The sequence below is a fragment of the Allobosea sp. GW822-FHT05A11 genome (genome assembly GCF_058800455.1).
The window spans coordinates 181,811-194,841 of the sequence record NZ_JBXAMI010000006.1; the positions used below are offsets into that span (position 1 = coordinate 181,811).

Below are 13,031 nucleotides of genomic sequence, written 5' to 3' on the forward strand. Positions count from 1 at the left end.
TGTGCGATACTTTTATCCAGGTGAGCGGCTAGCTGCTCGTCGGTCAACTTGGCAAGGTCGCCGCGAAGGTTGATGCCAAGCCTCAAAGGAGCCCCCGAATTCGATGGCTCACGATGGCCCGAATTCAGCGTCGCGACAATTCCCGCTATGGGTCGGGAGCGGAAATCGATCGCAGCGCTTACCCCTTCTCCGAGGACCTCATCTCCGAGGCACCCCTGAGCTCACGATATCAACTTGTCGTAACCGACAAACGTGAACATGCGTTCGCCCAGCGCGAGAGGGGAAGGTTTTCCCCGAAACTGGTGGACCCCGACTGCCAACTCTGTCTCGGAGGCAGATAGCCAATGTTGTTCGAAGTTTAGCCCTTCGAACCGTCGGCAAATCATGGGCACCCGATCCGGCTTTCGGCGGTGGCGGGTCCAGATAACGCGCCCACCGGTTGCGCACAGTTGCGGACAGTGGTCGATCGTGCGCTCGATATCACCATCATGGATGTTGCCGAACACGCCGCAGATCAGCACGAGATGCGCTGGCGTCATGCCGCGATAATGATCGCTGATCGAAGCGTCAGCGGTCATGACCTCGATCTGATGAAGCCCGCTGGAGAAGGCGAGCCGCTCGGCAAACTCCGTATTTCGACGGTCCAGCTCGACAAGGCGGGCCTGAACGTCATTCCGGCGCGGATGCCCCTGCAGAACCTCGAGCAAATCCCGGCCTTGGCCTGCGCATAGGCTGATTACGCGGATCGGACCCGGATCGCAGCGGTTGAGAGCAAGGTCGATTTGAGCTTGAACAGTCCGCAGTCGCTCGGCCATCCGTGAGTGGGGAGTGTCGTATTTGCCGTGCCAAGTTTGCCAATCCACAACGGCCTCGGGTCAAAACGTCGCCTCACACAGAGTAGCCTCTGCTACGATGTCCGCAACGGGTCGGCAGCCGAATTGGCGTCCGCCCGGCAATGCACCAGCCAACGCCCGCGTCGACGCGACGTTGGTTAATGGCTGCCTCCGGCCAGGCCGATTCCGGCGATCAGTGCGCCCCACACCTTCAAGCGCAAGCCGACAGCCTTGACCACGCCCGTGGCCGCGATCAGGTGCCCCGTGAATCCGCCGAGATCGTTGGTGTAGGTCTGAACGATACAGCCGGTACCGTCGACCATGATCTTCTCTTGGTCCTTATGCTCAAGCTCCAGATAGACCAGAAGCGATCCGCGCGAGACTCGCTGGCTGAGATCGATCAGTTGCCCTCCCGGCACGATCTGGCCGGTCGCTATCGCCGGCTGAATGTGGCGGACCCGTGCAGGGAGGACCGTGTTGCTGAAGCTCAGGCCGATATTGGTGTCGCAGGAAATTTCCGCAGGCATCCCTTCGTAGAGGGCTGAACGCGCGACCTGGGGAAAGCCCGCCGTGATTCTCAGCGGAAGATCGCTCGGGCGGTCGGGAATGATCACCATCGCGGGGCTCAATATCAGCGTGGACGCGGGGCTTCCCGTGCTCATGGCCAATTGGGTCACGACGCCATCGGTGAACGAGCGCACCTCGGTCATCCCCAACGCAACCTTGGCGCTTTCCAGAGCGGCCTCGGCAGCTTTTCGCTGCGCCGGGATGGTTTGGGAAATCTCGGCCTGGGCCAGGCTTTGTTGTGCCTGCGCCGACGCCAGATTGGCCTCGCCGATCGCGAAGGAAGACTCCGCCAGGCGCACGGCTTCCCTTGTGCCGGAGTTCCTGGCGACCAGAGCCTGCGCGTTTTCGAGGTCGCCTTTCAGTTTGTCCAGCGAAGCGCTCGATACGGCCACGCTCGCCTCCGCAACCTTCAGAGTGTCAGAGGCTTTGGCCGCGGCGGCCGTGATCTTGTCGAATTCGGCCTCCGCCTGCTTCAGCGCCGCCTTCTGGGTGTTGTTCTCGATCCGGAAAAGCAGATCGCCGACAGAGACCCTCTGCATGTTCCTGACGGCGACCTCCGTGACCGGGCCGCTCGTCTGCGCGACGATCGATACGGTGCGGTAAGGCAGGAGACCGGAATAGGACTTCGGATGGAAATAGAAGATCGTGACGAACAGGGAGAATGCGAGGAAGGCCCACAGGAACACCGCCGTGCGCATGTTCCAAACGGTCATGGCTTCGCCACGACGCTTCAACTGGTAGTAGCGGAAAATCGCCGGAAAGGAGGTCAGAAGGAGCTCGATCATTTCTGCCCCCCTTCGGCCGGGGCAGGGCCGGCAACGACCGCAACCTCCGGGGATCCCGCTCCGACGGCCACCGGCGAGACGACGGCGTGCTCTTCGCCCGCGCCTTCACCTTCGTGAATTCGCGGAACGTGGAAGCGCGACCAGTCCGCCATCAGGGCGATAAGGATTGCGCTCAGCGGAAGGAAAACGTGGAAATGCTCGAGCGGAAAGACTTCGTAGAGCAGGGCGATTGCCAACAATGTCGGGATTGTCTTTGCAAGCGGGGTGCCCTTCGAGCTGTGTTCGGCCCAGCGGTCGAACGCAGCATAGAGTGTCACGATCCCGTACAGCGCGAGGCAGATGAGTGCCAAAGCCACCCACGCCAACATGTCGGTCTCGCCTGGAGCGGTGAACCAGGATGGGCTTGAGTGCCCGAGACTGGCTTCTGTCGCCATAAAACAATCCCTTAGCAAGCAATACGCGGCAGCCTATCAGGCGTTCGTATACGAACTGCGAATTGTAAGCGCGTTAGGACATGTCGGGAATGGGCCGTCAGCCGACATTGCCCGGAAAATAATTCCCGCCCTTCATACCACCTTTATCCTCGTTCCACCTCATCCCGAGAACCCTTCTCCCCCTGCGGGAGAAGGGTTCTCGGCGTAGTCGGGACGGATGAAGGGTCTCGCGGCGTTTCGCCATGTGAATGCCTGACAAAGGGCAAACGATCACGAGATGGCCTGGACAAGCCCGACCATGACGACAGGCGGCGGCGGGGAGGCAGCGCGAATGCGCGGATGCGTGCGACGCGCATGGACCGCTCTCCCGCCGCCCGCTAAAGCTGGCGGCACAGGAGCATCCGGGAGGCCGCCATGGCTTATGAGACCATTCTCGTCGAGACGAAGGGCAGGGTCGGGCTGATCACGCTCAACCGCCCGCAGGCGCTGAACGCGCTGAACGGCCAGCTCATCGGCGAGATCAACCAGGCGCTCGACGGTTTCGAGAAAGATGCCGGCATCGGCTGCGTCGTCCTCACCGGCTCGGAGAAGGCCTTCGCCGCCGGCGCCGACATTAAGGAAATGCAGAGCCGGACCTTCCCCGGCACCTATCTCGACGACAAGTTCGAGGACTGGGACCGGATCGGCCGGCGCCGCAAGCCGATCGTCGCCGCGGTCGCGGGCTTCGCGCTCGGCGGCGGCTGCGAGCTCGCCATGATGTGCGACTTCATCATCGCCGCGGACAACGCCAAGTTCGGCCAGCCCGAGATCAATCTCGGCGTCATCCCCGGCGCCGGCGGCACGCAGCGCCTGACCAAGGCGGTCGGCAAGGCCAAGGCGATGGACCTGTGCCTGACCGGCCGCATGATGGGCGCCGAGGAGGCCGAGCGCTCCGGCCTCGTCGCCCGCGTCGTGCCGCTGGCCGACCTCATGACCGAGACGCTGAAGGCGGCCGAGGCGATTGCGGCGAAGTCGCTGCCTTCCGTGCTGATGGCGAAGGAATCGGTCGAGCGCGCCTTCGAGGTGACACTGCAGGAAGGCCTGCGCTTCGAGCGCCGCGTCTTCTCCTCGCTTTTCGCGACGGCCGACCAGAAGGAGGGCATGTCCGCCTTCGCCGAGAAGCGGAAGCCCGATTTCAAGAATGCCTGAGCGGCCGGCCCTCACCTGCCGCATGGCGGCGTCGAGTCCCGCCGCCTTGATGAAACGACGCTCCTGCTGGCAGATAGCTCCCGTCTTTCGCCAGCAGGAATTCCCGCGATGAACGCCCAAGCCGGACCGTCCCTCCCGACCTATGCCGATGTCGAGGCCGCGGCAGGGCGGCTCAAGGGCATCGCCCATCACACGCCGGCGATGAGCTCGGCCACCGCCAACCGGCGGACGCAAGCCAGCCTCGTCTTCAAGCCCGAGAATTTGCAGCGCATGGGCGCCTTCAAGTTCCGCGGCGGCTATAATGCGATCGCCTCGCTCTCGGCCGAGCAGAAGAAGGCCGGCGTCGTCACCTATTCCTCCGGCAATCATGCCCAGGCCATCGCCTATGCCGGCCAGCTTCTGGGCGTGCCGACCACGATCATCATGCCCAACGATGCGCCGGCCGCGAAGGTCGCGGCGACCGAAGGCTATGGCGGGCAGATCGTGCGCTATGACCGCTATAAGGAGAACCGGCTCGAGATCGGCAACAAGCTCTCCGCCGAGCGCGGGCTGACGATCATCCCGCCTTACGACCATCCGCATGTCATCGCCGGCCAGGGCACCGCGACCAAGGAGCTGATCGAGGATGCCGGCCCGCTCGACATCCTGCTCGTGCCGCTCGGCGGCGGCGGCCTGCTCGCCGGCGCGGCGCTGACCGCGAAGGCGCTGAACCCGGGCTGCCGTGTCTTCGGCGTCGAGCCGGAAGCCGGCAATGACGGCCAGCAATCGCTGCGCAAGGGCGAGATCGTCGCGATCGGCGTGCCCAAGACGATCGCCGATGGGGCACAGACCGCCTTCCTCGGCGACCTGACCTTCCCGATCATCCAGCGCGAGGTCGAGGATATCGTCACCGTCAGCGACGCAGCGCTCGTCGACGCGATGCGCTTCTTCGCCGAGCGGATGAAGCTCGTGGTCGAGCCGACCGGCTGCCTCGCGGCGGCGGCCGCCTTCACCGGCGCCGTGCCGGTCGCCGGCAAGCGGGTCGGCATCATCCTCTCCGGCGGCAATGTCGATCTGGCGAGTTTCGCGGCCTTCATCGCGCCGTCCGCCTGAGATCGGCAGGCTTGCGACGATTCCGGCGTTGACGTAGCGCCGGCAAGCGACTATAGCCCCACCACTCGCGGCGGCCCGCGCAAGCTCGGCCGCCGCGCACGTTTTTCCAGCAAGGATGCGGCCAGCCCCGCCGGCAATGACGCCAGGCGACCGGTCGCGATGAAGAGACGAGGACGTTTCGATGGCCAATACGACGTCGGCCAAGAAGGCTACGCGCAAGATCGCTCGCCGCACCGAGGTCAACAAGGCGCGCCGCTCGCGGATGCGCACCTTCCTGCGCAAGGTCGAGGAGGCGATCGCCTCCGGCGACAAGGCCAGCGCTGCCGAGGCCCTGAAGGCCGCCCAGCCGGAAATCATGCGCGCCGCGCAGAAGGGCGTGGTTCACAAGAACACCGCCTCGCGCAAGGTCTCGCGCCTCGCTCATCGCATCGGCGCCCTGGCTTCCTGAGCCAAACGTCTTTAGCGTTTCGACGATCAAAAAGCCCGGCCGCAAGGCCGGGCTTTTTCGTTGGCTTCAAGGTCTCTGTGGCAGCCCCGCCACAACCTTCCGAGGAACAAAACAAAGCTGCCTTCAAGCTATTTTCCCAAGCTTTCCACGGCTTTGCCGACTTGACTCTCGGGCGCCGTTCAGGGCGCGAAGCCGGGCTCCGAGCCCGGCTTGGCCGCTCATAAAAAGATGTGATTTTTCATCATCTTAGCAGGCAAAGGATTTTGGAAGACGGAATCACGGCGACTCTGTGGCAGGCTTTCCGGGGGCGCGCAAAAAAAGATTCGGCCGCCCCCGAAAGGGGGACCGTGAAGAAAATCTTAAGTTCCCCAACCAATTGCGGCGGTCTGCCCCATGGTCACGAACAGCCGCCGCACGACGAGTCTCGGAAGCCGGCTGAAAGGGGTGTTGCAGCCCGTCGAGGGCGCCTTGTAAGGTCCCCTCATCGCCGGGCGGACAGCAATGACTGCCACGGGATTTCCAGAGATGATCAGCGTTTTGGCTCGCGACCATGGAGGTTGGAGGATGTGACCCTTTGTCTTTCTTGATCGAGATGAAGGGTGGCGTCGTCTCTCGGCGAGCCTTCCAAGCGTAATCACCACAAGCGGGACCGGAGCCTGCCGCGGCGTCATGCGCCCGCCGGGACCGGAACCATTTTGACCAGACAGCAGCGCCGGGACGGTGGCCAGGAAGCGACCGCCGAACCCCAGCTGCGCACATTTTCAAAGAACGGGGCCATTGATGTTCGAGCGGCAGGATTTCGGGGACATGGTCGAGACGACGCCGGTGGTGGTGACGATCGCTGCGGAAGAGACCGCCGTCATCCGGGTGGAGGAGGCATCGATTCAGGACGCATGGGAGCGTGTGCGCCGGCGCCTGCGGGCGGAGCTCGGCGAGGATGTCTTCTCGAGCTGGTTCGGCCGGCTGGAGATCGCGGGGATCGTCGAGGGCGTGGCCTATCTCACCGTCCCCACCCGCTTCCTGAAGAGCTGGCTCGAGGCGCATTATACCGAGCGCCTGCGGGTGAACTGCATCGCCGAGCTGCCGGCCCCGAACGGCGTGCTGCTCTCGGTCCGCACCGTCTCGCGCGACCCGGCCGCCCAGCCGCAGATCGAAGCCCTGCGCAGCCGCCCGGCAACGGTAGCGAGCCCCACGCCGGCCGAAGCCGGCCGCCCTGCCACTGTCAGCCTGTCCCAGGCCGGCGAAAGCGACCTCGTCGATGCCTGCGGCACCGGGCTCGACCGGCGCATGAGCTTCCAGAGCTTCGTCGTCGGCAAGTCGAACCAGCTCGCCTTCGCCGCGGCCGAGCGCATTGCGGCTGCGCCCGCAGGCCAGAGCCCCTATAACCCGCTCTACCTTCATGCCGGCGTCGGCCTCGGCAAGACGCATCTCCTGCAGGCGATCGCGCAGGATGCGCGCCGCCAGGGCAAGCGCGTCGCGTATTTCACCGCCGATCGCTTCATGTACGGCTTCGTCGCGGCGCTGAAGTCGCAGACGGCGCTCGCTTTCAAGGAGAAGCTGCGCGGCATCGACCTGCTCATCGTCGACGACGTGCAGTTCATCCAGGGCAAGTCGATCCAGCAGGAGTTCGGCCACACGATCAACGCCCTGCTCGATGCCGGCAAGCAGATCGTCGTCGCCGGCGACCGCCTCGCCGGAGAGCTCGAAGCGCTCGACGAACGCATCCGCTCGCGGCTCGGCGGCGGCCTGGTGGTCGAAGTCGGAGAACTCGACGAGACCCTGCGCGCCACGATCCTGTCCAGCCGACTGGAGGCGCTGCAGGCGACCCACCCGAACTTCCGGGTCAGCCCGGACGTCGTCGCCTATGTCTCGCGCGTCGTCGCGACCAATGGCCGCGACCTCGACGGCGCCGCCAACCGCCTGCTCGCCCATGCCACGCTGTCCGGCCAGCTCGTGACGCTGGAGACGGCGGAAGCGGCGATCCGCGATCTCGTCCGCACCCGCGAGCCGCGCCGGGTCAAGATCGAGGACATCCAGAAGCTCGTCGCGACGCGCTACAATGTCAGCCGCGCCGACATCCTCTCGGAGCGCCGCACGGCGGCCGTGGTCAAGCCGCGCCAGATCGCGATGTATCTGTCGAAGGCGCTGACACCCCGCTCCCTGCCCGAAATCGGCCGCCGCTTCGGCGGGCGCGACCACACGACGGTGCTGCACGCCGTGCGGAAGATCGAGAAGGCGATCAGCGAGGATCGCTCGCTGCATGACGAGGTCGATCTGCTGAAGCGCATGCTGCAGGAGTAAGCCTGGAAAGCGTTCGCCACGCCCGTGAAATGGTTGTGGTTGCCCGGGCGGGCAGGCCTTGCGCCCCCGCCCGGTGTCCTGCAATGTCGCTGGCCATTCATTCGGCTCGCGCGTCCGCGCGCGGGCGACCAGCGCCAGAAGACTAGACAATCATGAAGGTCACGGTCGAACGTTCCACGCTGCTCAAGTCGCTCAGTCACGTCCATCGCGTGGTGGAGCGCCGCAACACGATCCCGATCCTGTCGAACCTGCTGCTCTCGGCCTCCGAGAGCGGCCTGCGGCTGAAGGCGACCGATCTCGATATCGAGGTGGTGGAGACGATCGCGGCGGACGCGCCCGAGCCCGGCGCCACGACCGTTCCGGCGCATACCCTCTACGACATCGTCCGCAAGCTGCCCGATGGCGCGCAGGTCTCGCTGGAGACCACCGGCGATAGCGGCCTCGTGCTGCGCTCGGGCCGCTCGCGCTTCCAGCTCCAGACCCTGCCGGAAAGCGATTTCCCGGATATCACCGCCGGCGACATGGCCCATCGCTTCGTGCTGCCGGCCGGCGAGCTGAAGCGCCTGATCGACAAGACCCAGTTCGCGATCTCGACCGAGGAGACGCGCTACTACCTCAACGGCATCTATCTCCACACCATCGATGTCGACGGCCGCCCCGTCCTGCGTGCGGTCGCGACCGACGGTCACCGTCTCGCCCGCGTCGACACCGCCGCCCCGCAGGGCTCGGTCGGCATGCCCGGCGTGATCGTGCCGCGCAAGGCCGTGGCCGAGATCCAGAAGCTGCTGGAAGACGGCGAGAGCGAGGTCGCGGTCGAGCTGTCCGGCTCGAAGATCCGCGTCGCAACCGCCGACGTCGTACTGACCTCCAAGCTGATCGACGGCACCTTCCCGGACTACCAGCGCGTCATCCCCAGCGGCAACGACAAGCGCCTCACCGTCGACAGGGGTGATTTCGCCGCTTCTGTCGACCGCGTCTCGACGATTTCGTCCGAACGCGGCCGCGCCGTGAAGCTCTCGATGGCCGAGGGACGTATGACGCTTTCCGTCACCAACCCGGATTCCGGCTCGGCGACCGAGGAGATCGAGGTCGATTACGAAGCGAGCCCGCTCGATATCGGCTTCAACGCCCGCTACCTGATGGACATCGCCGCCCAGCTTGACGGCGACACCGCCCTGCTCAAGCTCGCCGATCCCGGTTCGCCGACGGTGATCCAGGACCGCGAAGGGGCCTCCGCGCTCTATGTGCTGATGCCGATGCGCGTCTAGCAGCTGGCTCATGGCCGCCGTCGCGCGCCTGATCCTGCAGGATTTCCGTTCCTACGAGGCCCTCGATCTCCCGGTCGAGGGCCAAATCGTTGCGCTCGCAGGCGAGAACGGAGCCGGCAAGACCAATATCCTCGAAGCGCTCTCGCTGTTCACGCCGGGGCGGGGCCTGCGCCGCGCCGAGATCACGGCGATGGCACGGCAAGGCGGCGACGGCTCCTTCGCCGCCTCCGTCACCTTGGCTGACGACGCGGGCCGGCTCGGCATCGGGCTCGGCGCACTCGATGCGGAGGGGCGTAGGCCGCGTCTCGCCCGGATCGACGGGGCCAATGTCGGCTCGGCGCTCGCTTTCAGCGACTACCTCCGCGTGGTCTGGCTGACGCCCGATCTCGACGGGCTGTTCCGGGGCGCTGCCGGCGACCGGCGCCGCTTCCTCGACCGGCTCGTGCTGGCGATCGATCCGAGCCACGCCACCCGCTCGAACGCGCTGGAGCGGGCGCTGCGCTCACGCAATCGCATCCTCGAGGAAAGCCCCGGCCAGGGCCAGTGGCTCGACGCGGTCGAGCGCGAGGTCGCTGAGCTCGGCGTCGCGGTCGCGGCCGCGCGAGCCGAGACGGTGGCCCGGCTCTCCGCCATCATCGCCGAGACGCGCGACGAGGCCTCGCCTTTCCCCTTCGCCGATATCGCGCTCTCCGGCGAGATCGATGCGCTGGTCGCCCGCCTGCCGGCCGTCGATGCCGAGGACGCCTATCGCGACCTGCTGCGCCAAGGCCGCCATCGCGACAAGGCGGCCGGGCGCACGCTTACGGGGCCGCAAGCCTCCGATCTCGAAGTCCGGCACGGACCGAAGGACATCCCCGCAGGCCAGGGCTCGACCGGCGAACAGAAGGCTCTGCTGATCGGGCTTGTGCTCGCCCATGCCAGGCTGGTCGCGGCGATGAGCGGCATCGCGCCGCTCGTCCTGCTCGACGAGATCGCCGCCCATCTCGACCCGCGCCGGCGGGCTGCGCTCTATGAGGGGCTGACGGGGCTCGGCTGTCAGGTCTGGATGACCGGTGCTGACGCCGCCCTGTTCGGCGACCTGCCCGCCGGCGCGCAGCGCTTTTCGGTCACGCCGGGACGGATCGATCCGCTCGATTGATCGGTCAGGCCACGGCTTGCGATGGGACGCCTGCCGCTGGTCCTGCTAGTCTCCGCCATCCTCGGAGACTTGGACCATGGACATCTCCAGCCTTGCCCTGTTCGCTGGCGTGTATTTCCTCGCCGTCGCCTCGCCCGGACCGGCCATCGCGGCCCTGGTCGCGCGCTCCCTATCCTCGGGCTTCCGGCGCTCGCTACCCTTCCTGGCCGGTATCGTCATGGGCGATCTTGTCTGGTTCACGCTGACCGCGCTGGGCTTGAGCGTGCTGATGCAGAGCTTCCACGGCGTCTTCGTCGCGATCAAATATGCCGGCTGCGCCTATCTGCTCTATCTCGCCTGGAAGGCTTGGACGGCCCCGGCCGAGGCGCCGAAGCCGTCCGCCGCTGCGCGGGGCGAGGGGGTGCGCCTCTTCCTCGGCGGCATCGCGCTGACACTCGGCAATCCCAAGGTCATGGTGTTCTTCCTGTCGATCCTGCCGCTGGTCATCGATCTCAACGCCATGAGCACGCTCGCCTTCGCCGAGGTCGCCGCGCTGATCGCCCCGATCATCACGGGCACGCTGATGGCCTATGCCTATGCCGCTGACCGGGCACGGCGGCTCGTCGCCAGCCCGCGCGCGATGCGCTGGATCAACCGCACGACCGGCGGCGTGATGGCGGGCGCGGCCGCCGCGATCGCCACCCGGAGCTGAGCGGCCTTGGCTCTGGCGGCGGGCCTCATCGATCTCGGCTTCGCGCTGTTCCACGCCGCGTTCCGGCGGCTGTTTGGCTGGCCGGAGCGCCTTGCGCCCTCCGGCAGCCTGAACACCGCGATCACGCAGACGCTCAACGCGATGCTGATCTTCGTCTTCCTCGCCTATGGCGCGGCCTTGATCTGGCTATCCGGGCAGGGAAGCGTGCATCCCGTGCTGCCGCTGGTCGGCGCCGCGTTCTGGGGGCTGCGGCTCGCTCTGCAATTCATCTGGTTCGACCTCAAGCCGTGGCCGTCGAAGCTGATCGCGGCGGTTTTCGCAGTGACCGCTGTGGTCCATCTGCTCGCTGTGCGGGTCTAGGCACAGGATATCCGGCGAAAGGCTGGCCAAGCGCCTTCGGCTGCGGCACATCCCTTCTTCATGTCGCCATCCCGCGAATCAGACGCCCGCGCGATCCTCAAGTCGGTCTGGGGCTATGACGATTTCCGCCCCGGCCAGTGGGAGGTGATCGCAGCCGCGCTCAATGGCGAGGACGTCTTCGCGGTGATGCCGACCGGCTCCGGCAAATCGATGTGCTACCAGCTCCCGGCGCTGGTCGCGGGCGGGCTGACGCTGGTCGTCTCGCCGCTCATCGCCCTGATGCGCGACCAGGTCGGCCAGCTCGTCCGGGCCGGCGTCCCGGCCGCCTCGCTCAACTCGATGAATACGGAGGAGGAGGCGGCGCAAGCCTGGGACAGGCTGAATTCCGGCGATCTCAGGCTGCTCTTCGTATCGCCCGAGCGGCTGGCCGGCGAGGGGCTGGTTTCCCGACTGAAGCGCCTCGGCGTGAACCGGCTCGCCATCGACGAGGCGCATTGCGTCTCGCAATGGGGCCATGATTTTAGGCCCGAGTATCGCCTCCTCGCCAAGACGCGCGAGGCGCTCGGCGGCGTACCCGTCACGGCGCTGACCGCGACCGCCGACCGGCAGACCCAGGCCGATATCGCCCAGCAATTGTTTCCGCAGCCGCCGCATATGGTGGTGCATTCCTTCGACCGGCCGAACCTGAAGCTCGCCTTCGCGCCGAAGGAGCAGCCGCGCCGGCAGATCGACGATTTCCTGCGCCGGCACCGCAACGGCTCCGGCATCGTCTACTGTTCCTCGCGCAGCAAGACCGAGCGCCTTGCAACCGCCTTGAGCGAAAAAGGCTGGAACGCCCTGCCCTATCATGCCGGGCTCGAACAGGAGACGCGCAACCGCAACCAGGACGTCTTCCTGCAGGAGGACGGCGTCGTCGTCTGCGCCACCATCGCCTTCGGCATGGGCATCAACAAGCCGGACGTCCGCTTCGTCGTCCATGCCGATATGCCCGGCTCGATCGAAGGCTATTACCAGGAAATCGGCCGTGCCGGGCGCGACGGCCTGCCGGCGGATACGCTGACGCTCTACGGCGTCGACGACATGTCGCTGAGGCGGCGCCAGATCGACGAGAAGCAGATCGACGACGAGCGCCGGCGCATCGAGCACAAGCGCCTCAACGCGATGATCGATCTCTGCGAGAATGCGCTCTGCCGGCGCAGCGCGCTGCTCGCCTATTTCGGCGAGGAGACGCCGCCCTGCCGGCATGGCAATGCGCCGTTCCGCTGCGATCTCTGCGGCGCCGAGGCGCCAGCCCTGCAGGACGCGACGCTCGATGCGCGAAAACTGCTTTCAGCCGTGATCCGTTCCGGCCAGCGCTTCGGCGCCGGCCATCTCGCCGACATCCTGACGGGCACGACGACCGAGGTCATCCGGCGCCAGAACCATGACGGCCTGAAGACCTTCGGCGTCGGCGCCGACAAGCCCAAATCCGCCTGGATGGGGCTGACGCGCAAGCTCTTCGCGGCCGGTGCGCTGGCCGAAGCCAGCATGGAGCATGGCGGGTTCTGCCTGACGCCGAAAGGCGAGGACATCCTGTTCGGCCGCGAGAGCATCGCGCTGCGGGCCGATCCCTTCACGGAGAAGCGTTCCCGCCGCTCCGAGCGCGATGCGGCCCGCGCCGACGGGCTCGACGAGGGCACGGCCGGCCTGTTCGAGCATCTGCGCAAGCTCAGGCTCCAGATCGCCCGCGAGGAGGGCGTCGCGGCCTATATCATCTTCACCGACCGGACCCTGATCGCCATGGCGCGGGAACGGCCGCTCGGGCTCGACGAGATGCGGACGATCGAAGGCGTCGGCGAACGCAAGCTCGCGCAGTATGGCGAGGCCTTCGTCGAGGCGATCTCGGAGTTCCGGGGCTGACCATCGACGCGAATTTGCCGCCGCGTC

At 66.3% G+C, this 13,031-nt stretch carries 12 protein-coding genes; 9 read left to right on the forward strand and 3 right to left on the reverse strand.

Annotation, left to right across the window (positions count from 1 at the left end):
- Nucleotides 1-221: 221 nt before the first annotated feature.
- The 3 genes from AC1RLU_RS20555 to AC1RLU_RS20565 form a co-directional block, all read right to left on the reverse strand.
- A complete protein-coding gene (locus AC1RLU_RS20555; RefSeq protein ID WP_492797891.1) occupies nt 222-815 on the reverse strand; it encodes a class I SAM-dependent methyltransferase in 594 nt (197 codons plus the stop codon).
- 176 nt (nt 816-991) lie between these two features.
- Nucleotides 992-2,185 carry an HlyD family secretion protein gene (locus AC1RLU_RS20560; RefSeq protein ID WP_492797892.1) on the reverse strand — a complete coding sequence of 398 codons (1,194 nt, stop codon included), beginning with the start codon at nt 2,183-2,185 and terminating at the stop codon, nt 992-994.
- On the reverse strand, nt 2,182-2,619 hold the full coding sequence (locus AC1RLU_RS20565; protein ID WP_492797893.1) for a hypothetical protein: 438 nt from the start codon (nt 2,617-2,619) through the stop codon (nt 2,182-2,184). Before AC1RLU_RS20565 ends, AC1RLU_RS20560 begins: the two co-directional genes overlap by 4 nt.
- A gap of 414 nt (nt 2,620-3,033) precedes the next feature.
- Here AC1RLU_RS20565 and AC1RLU_RS20570 point away from each other — a divergent pair, with 414 nt between their 5' ends.
- From AC1RLU_RS20570 to recQ, 9 genes are all read left to right on the forward strand, one after another.
- The gene (locus AC1RLU_RS20570) at nt 3,034-3,807 is read left to right on the forward strand and encodes an enoyl-CoA hydratase (RefSeq protein ID WP_492797894.1); all 774 of its coding nucleotides are present in this window, start codon (nt 3,034-3,036) and stop codon (nt 3,805-3,807) included.
- A gap of 108 nt (nt 3,808-3,915) precedes the next feature.
- On the forward strand, nt 3,916-4,899 hold the full coding sequence (locus tag AC1RLU_RS20575) for a threo-3-hydroxy-L-aspartate ammonia-lyase (protein ID WP_492797895.1): 984 nt from the start codon (nt 3,916-3,918) through the stop codon (nt 4,897-4,899).
- Between the two features lie 181 nt (nt 4,900-5,080).
- On the forward strand, nt 5,081-5,347 hold the full coding sequence (gene rpsT / locus AC1RLU_RS20580; RefSeq protein WP_061970750.1) for a 30S ribosomal protein S20: 267 nt from the start codon (nt 5,081-5,083) through the stop codon (nt 5,345-5,347).
- 780 nt (nt 5,348-6,127) lie between these two features.
- Nucleotides 6,128-7,648, forward strand: coding sequence for a chromosomal replication initiator protein DnaA (gene dnaA, locus AC1RLU_RS20585; protein WP_244512008.1), 1,521 nt, complete (start codon nt 6,128-6,130; stop codon nt 7,646-7,648).
- A gap of 152 nt (nt 7,649-7,800) precedes the next feature.
- The gene (gene dnaN, locus AC1RLU_RS20590) at nt 7,801-8,916 is read left to right on the forward strand and encodes a DNA polymerase III subunit beta (RefSeq protein WP_061970752.1); all 1,116 of its coding nucleotides are present in this window, start codon (nt 7,801-7,803) and stop codon (nt 8,914-8,916) included.
- A 10-nt stretch (nt 8,917-8,926) separates the two neighbouring features.
- Nucleotides 8,927-10,054 (forward strand): DNA replication/repair protein RecF, encoded by a 1,128-nt coding sequence (gene recF / locus AC1RLU_RS20595; protein ID WP_492797897.1) that lies wholly within the window; start codon nt 8,927-8,929, stop codon nt 10,052-10,054.
- A gap of 76 nt (nt 10,055-10,130) precedes the next feature.
- On the forward strand, nt 10,131-10,745 hold the full coding sequence (locus tag AC1RLU_RS20600) for a LysE family translocator (protein WP_492797899.1): 615 nt from the start codon (nt 10,131-10,133) through the stop codon (nt 10,743-10,745).
- 6 nt (nt 10,746-10,751) lie between these two features.
- Entirely contained in the window at nt 10,752-11,105 is a 354-nt protein-coding gene (locus tag AC1RLU_RS20605) for a hypothetical protein (protein ID WP_113586144.1), read from the forward strand.
- Between the two features lie 60 nt (nt 11,106-11,165).
- On the forward strand, nt 11,166-13,004 hold the full coding sequence (recQ, locus tag AC1RLU_RS20610) for a DNA helicase RecQ (protein ID WP_492797901.1): 1,839 nt from the start codon (nt 11,166-11,168) through the stop codon (nt 13,002-13,004).
- Nucleotides 13,005-13,031: the final 27 nt, after the last annotated feature.